Source organism: Mediterraneibacter sp. ICN-202921, from assembly GCF_037890075.1.
Lineage (GTDB): Bacteria > Bacillota > Clostridia > Lachnospirales > Lachnospiraceae > Mediterraneibacter > Mediterraneibacter massiliensis.
Map to the genome: position 1 here is coordinate 29,506 of NZ_JBBKBE010000016.1, position 18,841 is coordinate 48,346.

General features: G+C 44.2%; 22 protein-coding genes. 21 read left to right on the forward strand and 1 reads right to left on the reverse strand.

Annotated features, from left to right (window positions below; all coding sequences use genetic code 11):
- The first annotated feature begins 62 nt into the window (after window positions 1-62).
- From WKT01_RS11260 to WKT01_RS11275, 4 genes are read left to right on the forward strand one after another with little or no spacing between them, the layout of a single operon-like run.
- Window positions 63-737 (forward strand): carbohydrate-binding protein, encoded by a 675-nt coding sequence (locus WKT01_RS11260; protein ID WP_340312391.1) that lies wholly within the window; start codon window positions 63-65, stop codon window positions 735-737.
- Between the two features lie 16 nt (window positions 738-753).
- The gene (locus WKT01_RS11265; protein ID WP_340312392.1) at window positions 754-1,062 is read left to right on the forward strand and encodes a hypothetical protein; all 309 of its coding nucleotides are present in this window, start codon (window positions 754-756) and stop codon (window positions 1,060-1,062) included.
- Between the two features lie 38 nt (window positions 1,063-1,100).
- Window positions 1,101-1,430 (forward strand): ribonuclease, encoded by a 330-nt coding sequence (locus tag WKT01_RS11270; RefSeq protein WP_340312393.1) that lies wholly within the window; start codon window positions 1,101-1,103, stop codon window positions 1,428-1,430.
- Between the two features lie 50 nt (window positions 1,431-1,480).
- Window positions 1,481-2,146 carry a LysM peptidoglycan-binding domain-containing protein gene (locus WKT01_RS11275; protein ID WP_340312394.1) on the forward strand — a complete coding sequence of 222 codons (666 nt, stop codon included), beginning with the start codon at window positions 1,481-1,483 and terminating at the stop codon, window positions 2,144-2,146.
- A gap of 147 nt (window positions 2,147-2,293) precedes the next feature.
- Here the strand turns inward: WKT01_RS11275 and WKT01_RS11280 are convergent, their stop codons facing one another.
- Complete coding sequence (locus tag WKT01_RS11280) at window positions 2,294-2,965, reverse strand: response regulator transcription factor (RefSeq protein WP_117974848.1); 672 nt, start codon at window positions 2,963-2,965, stop codon at window positions 2,294-2,296.
- Between the two features lie 89 nt (window positions 2,966-3,054).
- On the opposite strand from WKT01_RS11280, the gene WKT01_RS11285 reads away from it, so the two are divergent.
- The 17 genes from WKT01_RS11285 to WKT01_RS11365 all read left to right on the forward strand — a co-directional run bounded on the left by WKT01_RS11285 (window position 3,055) and on the right by WKT01_RS11365 (window position 18,835).
- A complete protein-coding gene (locus WKT01_RS11285) occupies window positions 3,055-3,888 on the forward strand; it encodes a DNA-3-methyladenine glycosylase family protein (RefSeq protein WP_117974886.1) in 834 nt (277 codons plus the stop codon).
- A 2-nt stretch (window positions 3,889-3,890) separates the two neighbouring features.
- Entirely contained in the window at window positions 3,891-4,490 is a 600-nt protein-coding gene (locus WKT01_RS11290; RefSeq protein WP_340312395.1) for a GrpB family protein, read from the forward strand.
- A complete protein-coding gene (locus tag WKT01_RS11295; RefSeq protein WP_117974850.1) occupies window positions 4,478-5,062 on the forward strand; it encodes a cysteine hydrolase family protein in 585 nt (194 codons plus the stop codon). The genes WKT01_RS11290 and WKT01_RS11295 overlap by 13 nt, the downstream gene beginning before the upstream one ends.
- 2 nt (window positions 5,063-5,064) lie before the next feature.
- Window positions 5,065-6,243, forward strand: a complete 1,179-nt coding sequence (locus WKT01_RS11300) for an iron-containing alcohol dehydrogenase (RefSeq protein WP_340312396.1) — start codon at window positions 5,065-5,067, stop codon at window positions 6,241-6,243.
- Window positions 6,244-6,263: 20 nt separating this feature from the next.
- Complete coding sequence (gene crcB / locus WKT01_RS11305; protein WP_059068881.1) at window positions 6,264-6,623, forward strand: fluoride efflux transporter CrcB; 360 nt, start codon at window positions 6,264-6,266, stop codon at window positions 6,621-6,623.
- 391 nt (window positions 6,624-7,014) lie between these two features.
- Window positions 7,015-7,992, forward strand: coding sequence for a glutamate 5-kinase (gene proB, locus WKT01_RS11310; protein ID WP_059068883.1), 978 nt, complete (start codon window positions 7,015-7,017; stop codon window positions 7,990-7,992).
- Window positions 7,993-8,025: 33 nt separating this feature from the next.
- A complete protein-coding gene (locus tag WKT01_RS11315) occupies window positions 8,026-9,273 on the forward strand; it encodes a glutamate-5-semialdehyde dehydrogenase (RefSeq protein WP_117974858.1) in 1,248 nt (415 codons plus the stop codon).
- A 262-nt stretch (window positions 9,274-9,535) separates the two neighbouring features.
- Window positions 9,536-10,576, forward strand: a complete 1,041-nt coding sequence (gene argC / locus WKT01_RS11320; protein ID WP_059068885.1) for an N-acetyl-gamma-glutamyl-phosphate reductase — start codon at window positions 9,536-9,538, stop codon at window positions 10,574-10,576.
- A gap of 40 nt (window positions 10,577-10,616) precedes the next feature.
- The gene (locus WKT01_RS11325; protein ID WP_340312400.1) at window positions 10,617-11,063 is read left to right on the forward strand and encodes a GNAT family N-acetyltransferase; all 447 of its coding nucleotides are present in this window, start codon (window positions 10,617-10,619) and stop codon (window positions 11,061-11,063) included.
- Window positions 11,064-11,110: 47 nt separating this feature from the next.
- Window positions 11,111-12,334, forward strand: coding sequence for a bifunctional glutamate N-acetyltransferase/amino-acid acetyltransferase ArgJ (gene argJ, locus WKT01_RS11330; RefSeq protein ID WP_340312402.1), 1,224 nt, complete (start codon window positions 11,111-11,113; stop codon window positions 12,332-12,334).
- A gap of 35 nt (window positions 12,335-12,369) precedes the next feature.
- Entirely contained in the window at window positions 12,370-13,272 is a 903-nt protein-coding gene (gene argB, locus WKT01_RS11335) for an acetylglutamate kinase (protein ID WP_059068890.1), read from the forward strand.
- On the forward strand, window positions 13,259-14,449 hold the full coding sequence (locus WKT01_RS11340; RefSeq protein WP_340312417.1) for an aspartate aminotransferase family protein: 1,191 nt from the start codon (window positions 13,259-13,261) through the stop codon (window positions 14,447-14,449). Before argB ends, WKT01_RS11340 begins: the two co-directional genes overlap by 14 nt.
- Window positions 14,450-14,514: 65 nt before the next feature.
- Window positions 14,515-14,946 carry a DMT family transporter gene (locus WKT01_RS11345; protein WP_059068893.1) on the forward strand — a complete coding sequence of 144 codons (432 nt, stop codon included), beginning with the start codon at window positions 14,515-14,517 and terminating at the stop codon, window positions 14,944-14,946.
- 137 nt (window positions 14,947-15,083) lie between these two features.
- Window positions 15,084-15,752, forward strand: coding sequence for a helix-hairpin-helix domain-containing protein (locus tag WKT01_RS11350; RefSeq protein ID WP_340312406.1), 669 nt, complete (start codon window positions 15,084-15,086; stop codon window positions 15,750-15,752).
- Between the two features lie 26 nt (window positions 15,753-15,778).
- On the forward strand, window positions 15,779-16,465 hold the full coding sequence (locus tag WKT01_RS11355; RefSeq protein ID WP_059068897.1) for a response regulator transcription factor: 687 nt from the start codon (window positions 15,779-15,781) through the stop codon (window positions 16,463-16,465).
- Window positions 16,422-17,897, forward strand: coding sequence for a sensor histidine kinase (locus WKT01_RS11360; protein WP_340312408.1), 1,476 nt, complete (start codon window positions 16,422-16,424; stop codon window positions 17,895-17,897). Before WKT01_RS11355 ends, WKT01_RS11360 begins: the two co-directional genes overlap by 44 nt.
- A 17-nt stretch (window positions 17,898-17,914) precedes the next feature.
- Window positions 17,915-18,835, forward strand: a complete 921-nt coding sequence (locus tag WKT01_RS11365; protein WP_117974862.1) for a GerMN domain-containing protein — start codon at window positions 17,915-17,917, stop codon at window positions 18,833-18,835.
- Window positions 18,836-18,841 lie beyond the last annotated feature (6 nt).

An 18,841-nucleotide genomic window follows, 5' to 3' on the forward strand; every position in this document is an offset into this window, starting at 1 on the left:
GTTCTATTTTATCGGACAAATCTGCATTTTTTAAATAAATTTAACGAAAGGATGATAAAATTATGAAAATTATATTTAATGACGCCACTGAACTACAGATTCAGCAGGCCGTTTTACACGGAGATTATCTGCTATTCAAGACCGTCTCCGCCATGCCGGAAGAACTGCGGAAGCTGTTTGAAGACCCGGTGAAAACAAAGAAAATAACCGTAGAGGAAAGAGGACAGACGGTAGCAACGTACGAAGGATACACGACATTCTACAGTACCACAGAGTACATCGGCCAGATCTACGGGGTTACGATGTACAAGCCGGACAAAACGCCGGAAGCTCAGGAGGAAAAACAGGAAGCGGCGATCATTGTTGCAAAAATACAGGCGGAATCTTTTCAGGAGGAACAGGCCCTGCAAGTAAAAGCTCTATACGATACATGGAATGGGGACGGAGTAGAGTACAAAACCGGAAAGTATCTTACATACGAAGGAGTTTTATACAAAGTAATCCAAAACCATACATCCCAATTAGACTGGACACCAGACACAGCTTCCAGTCTATATGCCAAGGTGCTTACGGATCCGTCTGGAGAAGTATTGCCGTGGGAGCAGCCACAGAGTACAAACCCATATAAAAAAGGCGATAGAGTAACCCACAAAGGCAAAACATGGGAATCTCTTGTGGATGGCAATGTTTGGGAACCGGGAGAAGTTGGAACAGAAAGCCTGTGGAAAGAAGTATAAGAAAGGAAGTTAGCCTATGGATACACCAATTGACAGAGCAGAACACCTAGAGTTTGCTAAGCGCATGGAAGACGAACATAAGCGCATTAACCATCGGCTTACAGATTTGGAGGAAACGGTCCGGCAGATAGGAGAACTGACTACCAGCGTGCACAGTTTAGCACAGAGTGTGGAGCAGTTGGTTAAGTCACAGAACAGACAGGAGAGCCGGTTAGAAGAACTAGAAAGCAGAGATGGGGATACATGGCGCAAGGTAAAGTGGTATTTATTAACATTGGCGATCGGAGCGGTGTTCGGGCTCGTAGCCGCACAAATTGGAATCTAAAAAGAAAAGGAGAATAAAATATGAGTATAGAAATTTTAATGCAATATGCAACTATGATACTTGTTGCGGTCGGCGTGCTGGCGTTTCTAACCAGCATAATTACACAGGTGATTAAGGAGATGCCGGGACTGGCCAACATACAGACCAATGCAGTGGCACTGGTCATATCCGTGATGATGACGGTTTTAGCGGTGGTTATTCTATGTATAGTATTTAAAATACAGTTATTGTGGTACTACATTGTAGGGGCGGTGATTGCGTCGTTTATAGTATATATGGTGGCTACGTCTGGCTGGGAAAAGGTCGCAGAAATGTGGCGACGGACAAAGTGGGAAGAGGTAGAAAATGATGATTCAGAGGGCGAGTAATCGTCCTCTATATTTTTGCGCCGGCGCAAATGTCGGAGAAAGGAGAAACCATGTTATTAAAAGAGATAGCAGTACAGCTAATGGAACATTTATGCAGCCACAACTGGCATGGATATAGCCAGATAAGCAGGTACGGGGACGGAGAAGGAACCTGTCCGGTAGAAATTAATGGAAAGACGTACTATTTGGAACAGGGCGACCGGGACTGCAGTTCTGCAGTGATTACAGCATTTGAAGCCGCCGGGATCAGCTGCGGAGGTGCTACATACACCGGGAACATGCGCTCCTGCATGACAGGGACAGGCAACTTTAAATGGCATCCTATGTCTGACGGATATATAGCACAGCGCGGAGATGTCTATTTGAATGAAGCAAACCACACAGCTATGTGCACGTCTGCTGTGCCGGATATGCTGGCGGAATTTAGCATATCGGAGACGGGCGGAATCGACGGAGCAGAGGGAGACCAGACTGGATACGAGTCTTACATCCATTCCTACTACGATTATCCGTGGGACGGCATTTTAGAGTGTATCTGCCCGGACACAGATGGAGAAAGCACCGGAAGCGATACAGGAACAACCTACACAGTACAGGCAGGAGATACGCTGTCAGGAATTGCGCAGCGTTTTAACACTACTTATCAGAAAATCGCATCAGACAATCAGATTTCAGATCCAAACCTGATTTATCCGGGACAGGTACTTAAAGTATAAAAAATACCCCTGGGACAATCCCAGGGGAAAGAATATTGTATCATCTTTCACGATAAAAAATATGAGTAAAATACCACATACTAGTATCGTACTAGTATCAAAATATCTGTTAAGCCTTGTATTTATGGTACTTTCTGTGTACAATTTTTAAGAAAGTTTAAAGCCGATTCCCCATACGGTTTGTATGTAGTCCGCTGTGCCGCTGGCCTTTAGTTTTGCGCGTATATTGCTGATGTGGACATTGATCGTCTTGTCTTCGATGGCATAGGCCTCTCCCCAAACAGATTCATAGATTTCTTGTTTGGTAAATACTTTGGTTGGTCTTTGCATGAGAAGGGCAAGTATGTCAAACTCATGTGCGGTAAGTTCCAGCGGTCTTGTATCTATAAGAAGGCGGCGGGAGTCCAGGTCGAGCGTCCAATCTTTGTATTCTATCCGACGCGGGGAGAAACTGTCCTTCTGGTGCCTGAGCTGTACTTGTATGCGCACGAGCAGTTCTTCTAAGGCAAAAGGCTTAGTCAGATAATCGTCGGCTCCTTTGGTGAGGAGTTCTACTTTGTCGTCCAGTGCACTTTTGGCAGACAAAATGATGACGGGAATATTGCTGATACCGCGGATCTGGGTAAGAAGGCTTTCGCCAGAAATACCGGGGAGCATCAGATCCATGAGGATAAGGCTGAAATCAAACTGCAGGTTAAGAAGCAGGCGTGCTTCTGTACCGGAGAATGCCTGCACAGCAGAAAAGGAATGTTCTGTCAAAAATTCGTAGATCATATTGTTAATATCTGTATCGTCTTCAATGATTAAAATTTTGGGCATATATGCTCACTCCCTTTGTCATATTCGTTTTATTATATCACAACAGGAGGAGTTTGTGGTATACTGTCAAAGAAGGAGTGACAGAGCCTATGCATAAGATAGAAGTGCCAAATCATCATTTCCGGATAGACCAGATCTGTGGTTCCGGACAGTGTTTTCGTCTGGACAGAGTAGAGGATAGGATCTATGAAGTCATAGCAGGAGAGAAGTATTTAAAGATAAAGCAATACCCAGATAAGACAAGCTTTTATTGTACAGAAAAAGAATATACGTGTTTTTGGAAAATGTATTTTGATCTGGACGTTTGCTATGAGACATATATAGAGTCTATTGATAAAGGGGATACATATTTGAGCAAAGCAGCAGCATTTGGGGAAGGGATCCGTATCCTTAGACAGGATGTATGGGAGATGATCGTTTCTTTTATTCTTTCGCAGCAGAACAATATTCCAAGGATCAAACAGCTTATCCGGATACTCTGTGAACAGTGCGGGGAAGAAAGAAGAAGCCCGGAAGGCAGGGTGTATTATACATTTCCGACGGCAGAGAGATTGTCTGAAGTGGGGGAAAGTACATTCCGGGAATGGAAACTGGGATACAGGAGCCGGTATTTACAAGAAACGGCGCGTGCTGTTGCGGAAGGCAAAGTACGGCTTAGCGATCTTAGCGGCATGGAATATGAAACAGCCAAAAAGGAATTGATGAAGCTGTGCGGAATCGGTGCAAAAGTGGCGGACTGCATTTGTCTGTTTGCCCTGCACAAGTTGGATGCATTTCCGGTAGATACCCATATACAGAAAGTTTTAGAAAGGGAATATAAGAAAGGTTTTCCTTTTGAACGATACAGAGGATATGCAGGAGTAATGCAGCAGTATATTTTTTATTATGATCTAAAAAACGGGGTAGCAATGAAGGAGATGTAAGAGTGAAAGAGTTGACAGAAATGACATTGACCGAACTCTGGCAGTTATTTCCGATCATATTGAAAGAATATGATCCGGCATATCCAAGATGGTACGCAGAAGAAAAATGTAGGCTGGAACAAATCTTTTCCAGTGAGTGTCTCTGCCGTATCAGTCATATAGGGAGCACGTCTGTGCCGGGACTTTTGGCAAAACCGACTATTGATATTTTAGCAGAGTTGTCTTCCATTTCAGATATATCCAGATGGAAAGCGCAGCTTACAGAACAAGGATGGATCTGCATGTCGCAGGAAAAGACACCGGAATATAAACTGGTATTTAATAAGGGATATACAAAAACCGGTTTTGCAAAGAAGGTATTTCATCTGCATGTTAGAATGTATGGGGATTGGGACGAACTGTATTTTCGGGATTATTTAAGAGAATATACAAAAAAGGCAGAAGAATATGCCGCATTGAAAAGAAAATTGAAAGAGAAATATGAATATAACCGGAATGCCTACACAGAAGGAAAGACGGAATTTATAAAGCGCAGTACAAAAGAAGCACGGAAATTGTATGGGGATCGATATGGAAAAGGAGGAAATATATGCAGGTATTGATCGTAGTAGATATGCAGAATGATTTTATTGATGGTTCTTTAGGAACGAAGGAAGCACATGCACTGACAGGTCGGCTGGCAGAGAAGATCAAAGAGTTCGACGGAATGGTCCTGGCGACAAGGGATACGCACGGAGAGGATTACTTGTCTACGCTGGAAGGAAAGAAACTTCCTGTAGTGCACTGCATTGCCGGTACAAGAGGATGGCAGCTGCATTCTTTGATCGCGCGGGCTTTGGAAGAACAAGCAGAAAAAATGTCAGAAAAAGACTGGGGCAAAACTAACAGGAGGATATTTGACAAACCCACTTTCGCAAGCCGGGAGCTTGCGCAGTACTTACTGTGGTTAAAAGAAAATAAAACAGAAATCGAAAGCATTACCTTGGCAGGTCTTTGTACGGATATATGTGTGATTTCCAATGCGCTTTTTATCAAAGCGCTTCTGCCGGAGACAGAGATCAAAGTAGACGCGTCTCTGTGCGCCGGAGTTACTGTGCATAGCCATAAAACAGCCCTGGAGGCAATGAAGGCATGTCAGATCAATATAATAAATGAAGAAAAGGAGATAGGATAGTCATGGAAAATTTTTTGTATTACACACCGACAAAAGTGGTTTTTGGCAGGGGAACTGAGAAACAGGTCGGAGATTTGGTAAAAGAACAGCATTGTACGAAAGTACTGGTACATTACGGCGGCGGGAGTGTGAAAAAAAGCGGACTTCTGGATCGGATCTATGCATCCTTGGAGGAGGCCGGGATCTCCTATGTATCTTTAGGCGGTGTTGTTCCGAATCCAAGATTGTCTCTTGTATATGAAGGGATTGGGCTGTGCAGGAAAGAAAAGGTGGATTTTATTCTTGCAGTAGGCGGAGGAAGTGTGATCGATTCGGCAAAAGCCATCGGATATGGTATGACAAATGAAGGAGATGTATGGGATTTTTATGAGAAAAAGCGTGCGCCTAAGAACTGTCTTCCAATCGGTGTAGTTCTGACGATTGCGGCAGCAGGGTCAGAGATGAGTAATTCTTCTGTTATCACGAATGAAGAGGGATGGAAGAAGCGGGGATGCAACAGCGAATACTGTCGTGCCAAGTTCGCAGTTATGGATCCAGAACTTACGATGACACTGCCGGCGTATCAGACAGCCAGCGGTTGTGTAGACATTATGATGCATACGATGGAGCGTTATTTTAACCGGGTGGATAATATGGAACTAACAGATGGTTTCAGTGAACACTTGATCCGCACGGTCATGAAGAATGCAAAGATCTTGAAAGAAGAACCGGATAATTATGAGGCAAGGGCTGAGGTTATGTGGGCAGGCAGCCTTGCACATAACGGACTGATGGGATGCGGAACGGATGGAGGAGACTGGGCGAGCCATCAGTTAGAACATGAACTTGGCGGTATGTTTGATGTGGCTCATGGAGCCGGGCTTGCTGCCGTATGGGGAAGCTGGGCACGGTATGTGCTGGATGCACGTCCAGAAAGATTTGCACAGTTTGCAGAGAAGGTCATGGGCATAGAGAAGGGAACAGATCTCTTGGAGGCCGGGAGAAAAGGGATTGAGGCGATGGAGGACTTTTATCGTTCTATCGATATGCCGGTGTCTATACATGAGCTGGGCATTGAACCGACGGAGGAACAGATAGAAAAACTGGCGGACAAATGCAGTTTTGACAGACAGCGCACGATCGGCTGTGTGAAAAAACTGGATCGGGAAGATATGTATAAGATCTATCAGGCAGCAAGATAGAAAAGGAGAAGGTAGTATTGATGGGTTTTATATTTGTAGGACTTGGCGGGGCGACAGGAGCAATGTTAAGATATGCGATCAGTCTTCTTCCGTGCAGGTCGCCTTTTCCTGTGCTTACGCTGGCGACGAATGTGCTTGGAGCATTAGCGATCGGTTTTATTGCAGGAACTGCGGTACGAAGGGAGATGCCCCAGTATCTTCTTCTATTTTTGAAAACCGGGGTGTGTGGTGGGTTTACAACATTTTCCACCTTTTCTTTGGAAGCGTATCAGCTGTTCCATGAAAAGCAGTATTTCTTGAGCGCGGCATATACCGTATGCAGCGTATTGTTCTGTTTTGCGGGAATCGTGCTGGGTATGTACGCCGCAAAAAGAGTATAGGAGGAATCTTGATAAGGGGAAAAAAGAGTTGACAAACCTCCGGTTATGAGTAAAATATAAACATAAGTAAAAGATGATATGATTAACAATAGGTACAAATGATTGGGGTTTCAGTGATGGATAAAAGAAAAAGTAGTTTTGTCATCATGGATAATTTTCGTACTCTGCCGCTTGTTGACAGTGTTGTTTTTGTGCCGTGCACAGGTAATCCCTTTGGGGTGTGTCACAGTTGAAAACAAAATAAGCAGATGAAAAAGGGTATTGTTGTACGGATCATTTGGAAACTGAGAATACAAAGGGTGGAAGTATAGCTGTATGCTTCTGCCCTTTTTGCATTTTGTATGGGCATTTCGGTTCATTTTGATCTGTGGGACAGGAAAGGAAAATGAACATGGACAGAAAAGAGATACTTAGTGGAAAGAAAAGAATTGTGATTAAGGTAGGTACAACGACGATCACATATGATGAGACAGGGAACATCAATCTGGATAAGTTGGAGAAATTTGTAAGAATACTGATTAATCTGAGAAATAAAGGCAAAGAAGTGATCGTCGTCTCCTCGGGCGCGGTAGGGATAGGAAGAAATGTGCTGGGCTTGGAACATAAACCGGAGACAGAAGCTGCGAAGCAGGCATGTGCCGCAGTCGGACAGGGCAGGCTGATGATGATCTATGAGAAATTATTTAATGAGTACAGCCAGCTGACGGCACAAGTTCTTCTGACAAAGGAGTCGATCACAAATAAAGAGTGCAGAAGGAATGCAAGGCAGGCATTTGATGAATTATTCCGTATGAAAGTCGTGCCGATCGTAAATGAAAATGATGCGATCTCTGTAGATGAACTAGCATATGGTAATTTTGGAGACAACGATACACTGGCGGCATATGTGGCAAAGTTGGTGGATGCAGATCTGTTGATCTTAATGTCTGATATAGAAGGGTTGTATACGGACGATCCAAAAAAGAATCCAAATGCACGGTTCATACATACTGTCTCCACGATCGATGGAAAGTTAGAACAGATGGCAAAAGGGGCTTCCAGCGAATATGGAACAGGCGGGATGGCAACAAAGATCAAGGCAGCGAAAATCGCCACAGGCATCGGCGCGGACATGGTGATCGCCAATGGGGATAATATTTATACGATCAATGATATTATGGCGGGAAAAAAGATAGGGACATTATTTTTATCGAAAGAGCACAGGAAAGAAATGAAGATGGAGATGTCTCCGGAAAAGGCACAGTACCGCAGGCAGGCAAAGCGGCAGAAAAAAGAGGCGGCAAAACCATTGGCTAATACAGAAAAAGTAGAGGCTTTGATAAATGCGGGGGAAGAAAAGAAACAAGTAGAAGAACAAAAAGAGCAATAAGGCCGGGAAATCTGTTATAAGGAGGAAATCAGAATGGAAAACTATATGGAGACGCTTGCAAAACGCGCGAAAGCGGCATCTGTGAAAGCAGCCAGGATAGGAGGAACCCAACGGGACAGAGGGCTTAGAGCGGCGGCAGAAGAATTACTACTGCAAAAGAAGCATATCTTAGAGGAAAATGAAAAGGATATGAAAACAGCAAGAGAGAAAGGAATCAAACAGTCTCTTTTAGACAGACTGCAACTCAACGAGAAGCGGATCGAGGATATGGCAGAAGGATTAAGACAAGTATCTGCCCTGGAAAGTCCAGTGGGAGAGGTTCTTTCTATGAAAAATCGACCAAACGGGCTTAGGATTGGCGAAAAAAGAGTGCCGATCGGTGTGGTAGGGATCATTTACGAGTCTCGACCGAATGTGACGGCAGACGCGTTCGGTCTGTGTTTTAAAACTGGAAATGCAGTTATCCTGCGTGGAGGAAGTGATGCGATTCATTCCAATCAGGCGATCGTCTCTGCGATTAAAGCGGGCCTTAGAAAAGAAAAACTGCTGCAGGATCTGATCCTTTTAGTAGAAGATACAAGCCGGGAAGTGGTGCAGGATATGATGAAGATGCACGGTCTGATCGATGTGCTGATTCCAAGAGGCGGCGCCGGTCTGATCGCGAATGTAGTGGAAAACAGCACGGTTCCGGTCATTGAGACAGGAACGGGAAATTGTCATATTTATGTCGATGAATCTGCGGACAGAAAAATGGCTGCAGACATTATTGAAAATGCAAAGACACAGCGGATGGGCGTGTGCAATGCATGCGAATCACTAGTCATTCATGCACACGCACTGGACATGCTGCCGGGTATTGTAGAACGTTTAAAGATGCATGGAGTAGAAGTGCGCGGAGACGAACGGGCATGTCTCGTCAGTGAGTCAATTATCCCGGCGTCAGAGCAGGATTGGGGGACAGAATATCTGGATGCCATTATCTCGGTGAAGGTCGTAGATTCTATTGACGAGGCGATCGCACATATCAACTTGTATAATACAGGACATTCGGAAGCAATCGTCACACAAGATTATAATCATGCGTTGAAATTTCAGGATGAGATCGATGCGGCAGCAGTATATGTGAATGCCTCTACAAGATTTACAGACGGCTTTGAATTTGGCTTTGGCGCTGAGATCGGGATCAGCACCCAAAAACTCCATGCGAGAGGGCCAATGGGTCTGAAGGCATTGACCACAACAAAATATATCATATTCGGAGACGGACAGATTAGGTCGTAGAGTATAAAGTGAAACGGCAAAGGGAACGCGCAGTATGTATAGCGCATATCCTCTTTGTCGTTTTTTGTATATTTATGGAAATAGAGGTGAAATGTGCCTATAACTCCACTGTGCATGTACGAAAATAAATACTTGCATAATATACATATAAGATGTATAATTATGCGTAAATGTAAGAGGGAGTTTCAGAAAGAAAATACTTTACTTCCTATTAAATGAGGTTTATGATTAGAAAATATAAAACAAGAAAGGGTGTTTAAAAATGATAAAAGCAGGGATCATAGGGGCGACAGGATATGCAGGCGCCGAATTAGTCCGCATTTTAAGCAGACATAAGGAAGTAGAGATCGTATGGTATGGTTCCAGAAGCTATATAGAGAAACCGTATGCCAGTGTATATAGAAATATGTTTCAGATTGTGGATGCTGCCTGTATGGATGATAATATGGAAGAACTTGCAGAGAAGGCAGATGTTATTTTTACGGCAACCCCGCAGGGCTTTTGCGCTTCACTTGTCAATGAGGAGATACTTTCCAAGACAAAGATCATTGATCTGAGTGCAGATTTTAGGATCAAAGATGTAAATACATATGAAGAATGGTATAAAATCGAACATAAGGCGCCGCAGTTTATTGAAGAAGCAGTATACGGTCTATGCGAGGTGAACAGGGCAAAGATAAAAAAGGCGCGCCTTGTAGCAAATCCGGGATGCTATACGACTTGTTCTATCCTGACTGCATATCCTCTGGCAAAAGAAGGGATGATTGATATGGATACATTGATCATTGATGCAAAATCCGGGACGTCCGGAGCAGGCAGAGGCGCTAAGACAGCGAATCTGTTTTGCGAAGTGAATGAGAATATGAAAGCCTACGGGGTGACAACACATCGGCATACTCCGGAGATAGAAGAACAATTAGGCTATGCGTCCGGGAAAAAAGTGGTATTGAATTTTACGCCTCATCTTGTTCCGATGAACAGGGGTATCCTTGTGACAGAATATGCAGATCTGAAAAAAGACATCAGCGCACAGGAAATACAAGAGATATATAACAGTTATTATGGAAAAGAAACCTTTATCCGTGTGCTCGGAGACGGGGCATACCCGGAGACAAAATGGGTGGAAGGCAGCAATTATGCAGATATTGGTTTCCAGATCGACAAAAGGACCGGCCGCATCATTATGATGGGGGCGATCGATAATCTCGTAAAAGGCGCGGCGGGACAGGCAGTACAGAATATGAACCTAGTATTTGGCCTGAAGGAAGAAGAAGGCCTCGATCTTGTCCCTATGTTCCCTTAGACAGTAGAAAGAAGAGTAGACAGGAAAGGAAAGCAGAAGCATGATACGGGAAATGAAGATAGAAGATTATGACGGGGTCTATACACTCTGGAAAAAGATCAAAGGCTTTGGGATACGCAGCATTGACGATTCTAAGAGTGGGGTAGAACGGTTCTTAAAGCGGAATCCGACGACAAGTGTGGTCGCTGTGGAGGATGGAAAGATCGTGGGAAGTATTCTCTGCGGGCATGATGGACGCAGAGGCTGCTTATATCATGTCTGTGTGGATGAAAAATATCGGCGCCGTGGGATCGGCAAAGCGATGGTCGTGCAGTCGATGCAGGCGCTTAAGGCGGAGAAGATCAATAAAGTGTCTCTGATTGCATTTACAAAAAATGATGTGGGAAATGCATTTTGGAATACCATAGGCTGGACGGAAAGATTGGATCTAAACTATTATGATTTTACATTGAATGAGAAGAATATCACGGCGTTCAATGAGCAGTAGAGGAAACATAATTTAAACAGTATATGACAAAAGAAAGGAAAAGAAATATGGAAGTGATCAAAGGCGGTGTAACCGCGGCAAAAGGTTTTGAAGCAGCTTCAGCTGCGGCAGGCATCAAATATCAAGATAGAACGGATATGGCTCTCATATATAGCCTAAAGCCGTGCAAAACAGCCGGGACTTTTACAACAAACGTGGTGAAAGCGGCGCCTGTAAAATGGGATCAAAGGATCGTAGAAGAAAAGGTGAAAGCACAGGCAGTCGTGATTAATTCCGGGATTGCCAATGCCTGTACAGGAGAAGAAGGCATGGGATACTGTGAAGAAACAGCTAAAAAAGCGGCAGATATATTAGGAGTGGATGAAAAAGGCGTTCTTCTTGGATCAACAGGAGTCATTGGCATGCAGCTTCCAATGGAAAAAGTAAAAAATGGCATTCGTATCTTAGCAGAACAAAAAGGACACACGATAGAGGACGGAACTCATGCGGCAAAGGCGATCATGACAACGGATACATGTGAGAAGGAGATCGCGGTTACTATTGAGATCGGCGGAAAAAAAGTGACGATCGGCGGTATGGCTAAAGGCTCTGGTATGATACATCCTAATATGTGCACTATGCTTGCTTTTCTTACCACAGATGCTGTAATCTCCAGAAAGGCGATGAAGGCAGCTTTAAGCGCGGATGTATCAGATACGTACAATATGATCTCCGTAGATGGAGATACTTCTACCAATGATACAGTCCTTTTGCTTGCAAACGGCATGGCGGACAATAAGAAGATAAAGCTGGATACGAAAGAATATGAGGAATTTAAAGAAGCACTGCATTATGTCAATGAATATCTGGCAAAGAAGATTGCCGGGGACGGAGAGGGTGCAACAGCGCTTTTGGAGGCAAAGGTAATAGGAGCAAAGACGAAGGAGCAGGCGAAGACACTTGCAAAATCAGTTGTGTGCTCTAATCTGACAAAAGCGGCGATCGCAGGACATGACGCGAACTGGGGAAGGATCCTCTGTGCAATGGGATATGCAGGGACGGCGTTTGACCCTGAAAAAGTAGACCTTGTATTTGAAAGTGCAGCTGGAAAGATCGCCATCATCCAGAACGGAAAAGCCCTTGCTTATAGTGAAGAAAAGGCGACGGAGATCTTATCCTGTCCAGAGATCACCGTGACGGCGGATGTAAAGGAAGGAAAAGAGCAGGCGTCTGCATGGGGGTGTGATCTGACGCACGGATATATCGACATCAATGCAGATTACAGAAGTTAAAAGAGAAATAGCAGGGAGAGAGGAAGTAGGAGAAAATGAATGAGAACATGCAGCAATATCTGGAAAAGGCACAGGTGTTGATCGAAGCGCTGCCCTATATCCAACGTTTCAACCGCAAGATCATCGTGGTGAAATATGGCGGAAGCGCAATGGTAGATGAGAATCTGAAAAAAAGAGTGATCGAGGATGTTACACTGCTCAAGCTAGTCGGATTTAAGCCGATCATTGTGCACGGAGGCGGTAAGGAGATCAGCAGATGGGTCGGAAAAGTAGGAATGGAACCCCATTTTGTAAACGGCCTGCGTGTGACGGACGAGGAGACAATGGAAGTAGCAGAGATGGTTCTTGGCAAAGTAAACAAGAGCCTTGTGCAGATGGTGGAACAGCTTGGCGTGCGCTCCATTGGCATCAGCGGTAAAGACGGTGCTTTACTGAAAGTAGAGAAAAAATATGCGCAGGGAGAAGACATTGGCTATGTAGGAGAAATTAAACAAGTTAATGCGGAGATCCTGTATGATCTGCTGGAAAAAGACTTTTTGCCGATTGTTTGTCCGGTTGGATTAGATGATGCGTATCATACATATAATATTAATGCGGATGATGCCGCATGTGCGATCGCACGGGCGATGCATGCGGAGAAACTGGCGTTTTTGACGGATATAGAAGGCGTATATAAAGATCCAAAAGATCCTTCTACACTGATTTCAGAACTGTGCGTGGAAGAAGCAGAAAAACTGATGGCAGAAGGATATATAGGAGGCGGCATGCTTCCAAAGCTGCAAAACTGCATAGATGCTATCAAAAATGGCGTTTCCAGGGTGCATATCCTAGACGGCAGGATTCCGCACTGCCTCCTTTTGGAGATCTTTACAAATAGAGGGATCGGGACAGCTATATTACATGAGAAAGAAAGCAGGTATTATGATGGTGAACAGTAAGATACAGGCAGCGGAAGAAAATCTAATCCACGTATATAATCGTTTTCCGATTGCCCTTGATCATGGAAAAGGCATGTATCTGTACGATACAGAGGGAAAAGAGTACTTGGACTTTGCGGCCGGATTTGCGGTATGCGGTCTGGGATACGGCAATACAGAGTTTCAGGAAGCTTTGAAAGAGCAGATCGATAAGATCTGTCATATCTCTAATTTATATTATCATGAAACGTGCGGAGAGGCGGCAAAGGAACTAAATCGTATTTCCGGCATGGATCGAGTTTTTTTTACGAACAGTGGAAGCGAAGCGAATGAAGGGGCGCTCAAAGCGGCGCGTAGATATGCCTATACAAAAAAGACAGGACGCTATGAGTTTATCGCCATGGACAATTCCTTTCACGGGCGCAGTTTCGGCGCAGTTTCCGTGACAGGGCACGAGGCTTACAGAGAGCCCTTTGAACCGGTGCTTTCCGGTGTGAAATTTGCCAGGTTTAATGATCTGGATAGTGTGAAAGAGCTTGTGAGCGAGAAAACTTGTGCGATCATACTGGAACCCCTGCAGGGAGAGGGCGGGATCAACCTTGCTACACAGGAATTTATGGAGGGAATCCGCAGGCTCTGCGATGAAAAGGGGATACTGATGATCTGTGATGAAGTGCAGTGCGGCATGGGCAGGACAGGCAGTATGTTTGCATGGCAAGGATTTGGCGTTAAGCCGGATATCCTGACAATGGCAAAAGCGATTGGAAACGGGATTCCGGTGGGCGCTTTTGCCATGACAGAAGAAGTGGCGGAATATTCTTTAAAACCAGGAGACCACGGGGCGACATATGGAGGCAATCCACTTGCCTGCACAGCGGTCAAAAAAGCAATCGAAATTTTTGAAAGAGACGATATTGTCGGCCATGTGAAAAGGACAGCGCCTTATCTTGAGAAAAGGTTAGAGGAAATCGCAGAGGAATTTGCCTTTGTGACAGGGCGCAGGGGAAAAGGCTTTATGCAGGGCTTAGTTTTTTCAAGACCGGTGTCAGAAATCAATGCAAAAACGTTGGAAGAAGGACTGCTTGTGATCCAGGCACAGGGAAATGTCATCCGTTTCCTACCGCCTTTGATAGCTGAAGAAAAGCACATTGACGAAATGGTCTGTAAACTGCGGAATGCTTTAAAACAAATACAGTAGAATGAAATACCAGCTGTTGGGAAATACTATCCGGAGAACCTAGAAGAAATAAGGAGGTATGACCAATGGCTGGTTTTTTGATCGCGCTTCTTTCAGGAGCATTGATGAGTGTGCAGGGAGTATTTAATACACAGGTGACAAAGACGACAGGAATGTGGGTCAGTAATGCTTGGGTGCAGCTGAGTGCTTTTGGCGTTTGTTTTCTTTTATGGCTGTTTAACGGACGTGACAGTATATCTGCGATCGCAAAAGTGGAGCCGAAATATATGTTGTTAGGCGGTGTCATCGGCGCAGGTATCACCTGGACAGTGATCAAGAGCATGGGAGTTTTAGGACCCGCGAAAGCTGCGCTTTTGATAGTGATCGCACAGTTGACCGTCGCATATGTGATCGAGCTGCTGGGGATTTTTGGTGTGGAGAAAGAGCCTCTGGATATGAGAAAAGTGGGAGGTCTTGCGCTTGCTTTGATCGGGATAGCCATCTTCCAATGGGAATAAAACAGAACAAGTCTGCTGTAACAAAGCTGTAACAAAAATGTAATTTATGTATTGTAATTTGGTACGGGATTCGTTACAATATGATTGTCCGGCATAAAGGGGTATTCCTTCAGTTTTACAGACTGGGAGGAAAGAGTATGCAAGACAGACAAAAAAGAAGAACTTTTCTGTGGATCGCGGCAGCAGTATGCGCAGGCATTTTAGTATCCGGCTGCAAAGGGAAAGAAACAGCTCCTTTGCAGGAGGCGGATATAAAGGCAGCTGCAGAGGAGACAGAAGAGAACGATACGGATACGGGAGAAGGACAAGAGGCAGACCAAGAGAAAGAAATCGGTCGGGAAGCAGACACGGTTTTTGTCTATGTATGCGGAGCGGTTGTGTCTCCGGGAGTATATGAATTAGACAGCGGCGCGCGCGTATATGAAGCGCTCGAAGCTGCAGGCGGCATGAAGGAAGAAGCGGCGCAGGAGATCTTAAACCAGGCAGGAAAGATCGAGGACGGCGGGCGTATCTATGTGCCCACAAAAGAAGAAGCTGCAGAGGGCTTGCTTGAAAATGCGGCGGATTCGGACGGGGTTGTGGAAGGAACGGCAGGTTCGGATAACAGTGAGCAGGGAAAGATAAATATGAATACGGCTGGACTGGAGGAACTCAAAACTTTAAGCGGAATCGGTGATGCAAAGGCTCAAAGTATCATAAGATACAGAGAGGAAAACGGGGAGTTTCAAACAATCGAGGAAGTGATGAACGTTGAGGGAATCAAGGAGGGAGTATTTAATAAAATAAAAGACAAGATTACGGTATAGGTAAGGGAGATAGGACGACGAGGAGTATGAGTAAGAAAATCTTGGTAGTAGATGATGAAAAATTGATCGTGAAGGGGATACGCTTCAGCCTTGAGCAGGATGGCATGGAAGTGGACTGTGCCTATGATGGGGAAGAAGCTTTACGGTATGCAAGGAACTGTGAATATGACCTGGTGCTTCTGGATGTTATGCTTCCTAAACTGGACGGCTTCCAGGTCTGTCAGCAGATTCGTGAATTTTCAGATATGCCAGTAGTCATGCTGACGGCAAAAAGCGAAGATATGGATAAAATACTGGGGCTGGAATACGGGGCGGATGATTATATCACCAAGCCATTTAATATTTTGGAAGTGAAGGCTAGGATCAAGGCGATCATGCGCAGGACGTCCAAGAAAAAAGAAACACCTAACAGCACAATACTCGTAAAAGGCGCTATGCGCATTGACTGTGAGAGCAGGCGGGTATTCATTGGTGAGAAAGAGATCAATCTGACGGCAAAAGAATTTGACGTGCTGGAACTGTTGGCGATGAATCCAAATAAGGTCTACAGTAGAGAAAATCTCTTGAATCTGATATGGGGGTATGATTATCCAGGAGATGCAAGAACGGTAGATGTGCATATACGGCGTCTGCGAGAAAAGATAGAGATCAAGCCGAGTGAACCAAAATATGTACATACAAAGTGGGGAGTGGGTTATTATTTCCAGGGCTAAAGTTCGTTTCAAAATAAAAGATAAGATCATAAAGAATCTGCGGTTTCGTATCATATTGGTGATCTTCTGCGCAGGGATCCTGCCCTGTGCAGGCGCTTATCTAGGGATCACAAAGGCATATGAGGCCAGAGAGATTTCTGTGCGGACCGCAGAGATTCAAAATCAATGTACAATTCTAAGTGATCAGTTGAATCGTTATCACTATCTGACGGATCCTTCTTCCGAAGTTATCAATGCAAATTTATTACAACTTACGAATATTTATAATGGGCGTGTCATGATCGTCAATAGTGATCTAAAAGTGATCAAGGATACATACGATTTAGATGAAGGCAAGACGATCGTCTCAGAAAATGTCGTGGAATGTATGAAAGGAAACAGCATAAACATTTACGACAGCAGGAACCAGTATATTGAAGTCGCTTCTCCGATCCTGGATCCTAAAGGGAAAGAGATCACAGGAGTTATGCTGGCAAGCGTTTCTACCGATACGGTCAAAAACAATCTGAAGATCCTTAAGACAAATAGTCTTGTTATCATCGCAGGAGTGTTGATCTTTGTAGCAGCATTCGGGATCCTGATCGCGGACAGAATGGTACGTCCTTTGCACAAGATTACAAAATCCATTGAGAATGTATCAGAAGGCTATGAGGATGACGTGCTGCATGAAGATACATTTACAGAGACAAGGATGCTGAGCGAGGCGTTCAATAAAATGTTGGGCAGACTAAAACAGCTGGATGATTCCAGAGAGGAATTCGTCTCCAATGTATCTCATGAATTAAAGACACCCCTTACGTCCATGAAAGTACTGGCAGATTCGCTCCTGGCGCAAAAAGAAGTGCCGGTAGAATTATATCAGGAATTTATGGGGGATATAGCTAAAGAAATAGATCGAGAAAATGATATCATCACGGATCTTTTGTCTCTTGTAAAGATGGATAAAAAGGGAACAACCTTAAATATAACTTCCGTTCAGATCAATGAGATGTTGGAGCAGATATTAAAACGGTTGAAACCAATAGCGGAGAAAAAGAACGTAGAAGTCGTATTGGAAAGTTTTCGTCCAGTGGTGGCGGAGATTGATGAGATGAAGTTATCGCTTGCTTTTTCGAATCTGGTGGAGAATGCTTTGAAATATAATCATGAAAATGGGTGGGTACATGTATCTTTGAATGCGGATCATAAATACTTTTATGTAAAGGTAGCGGATTCTGGCATCGGTATTCCAAAAGAAGATCAAGAACATATTTTTGAGCGATTCTACCGGGTGGATAAATCCCACTCACGGGAGATGGGTGGAACAGGTCTTGGATTGTCCATTGTGAGGGGAGCGGTCATCATGCATCGTGGCTCGGTGAAAGTATACAGCAGCGAAGGGGAAGGAACGACGTTTACGGTACGGATTCCTCTGATCTATGCGGCGGTTTAAAGGAGGCAGAAAAAGCAGTGGATAAAAGGAAAAGAATTTTACAGATATTTTGTATAGTCTTTTTTATCGTACTTCTGTCTGGCTGCAATAAGCGTACGGATGTAAAAGAGGGGGATCCCTTCATTTATTGCCTGAATGAAGACAGGACGGGGCTTGTCAAAGTCACATACGAGCAGAAAAAGGCGAAAGCGGAAGAATGTGCCGAAGAAATGCTTAAAGAATTAAAGAAGCCTGCCCAGGATATTGCCTATACAACGGTTTTTCCAAAAGATGTGAAAGTGAAAGAGTGCCGGTTAAAAGGAAGCATTCTATATATTGATTTTAATAAAGAATATGCGAAGATCGACCCGGTGGAAGAAAAATTGGTGCGTGCAGCTTCCGTGCAGTCCCTTTTGGAGATAAAAGGGATAAATGGAGTATGCTTTAGTGTGGAAGGCGATCCGATCCGTGACAGCGAAGGAGAAGAAATCGGGATGATGAATGCAGATGATTTTGTACAAAATGCAGGCTCCTCTCCCAGCTCCTATCAGAGTACTTCTTTAAAATTATATTTTACAAATGAAAAGGGCGATAAATTAGTAGAACAGACAATGGATGTAAAATATAGCAGCAATATTTCCAAGGAGAAATTGATTGTTGAGAAATTGATGCAAGGACCGAAAAAGGACGGCGTTTATCCAACGATCAATCCGTCGGCGAATCTATTGGGGGTTACGATCAAAGACGGGATCTGTTATGTGAATTTCGACAGTGAATTTTTAAACAGTACGTGTGATGTGCTGCCGGAAGTCGCGGTCTATTCGATTGTAAATTCTCTCGTTGAAGGAACAGAAGCTTCAAAAGTTCAGATTACAGTAAACGGAGAATCAAACGCAGTCTATATGGAGAAGGTGGACTTGAGCAAACCGCTCAAAGCAGATATGGACTGGACATCTTAAAAAATG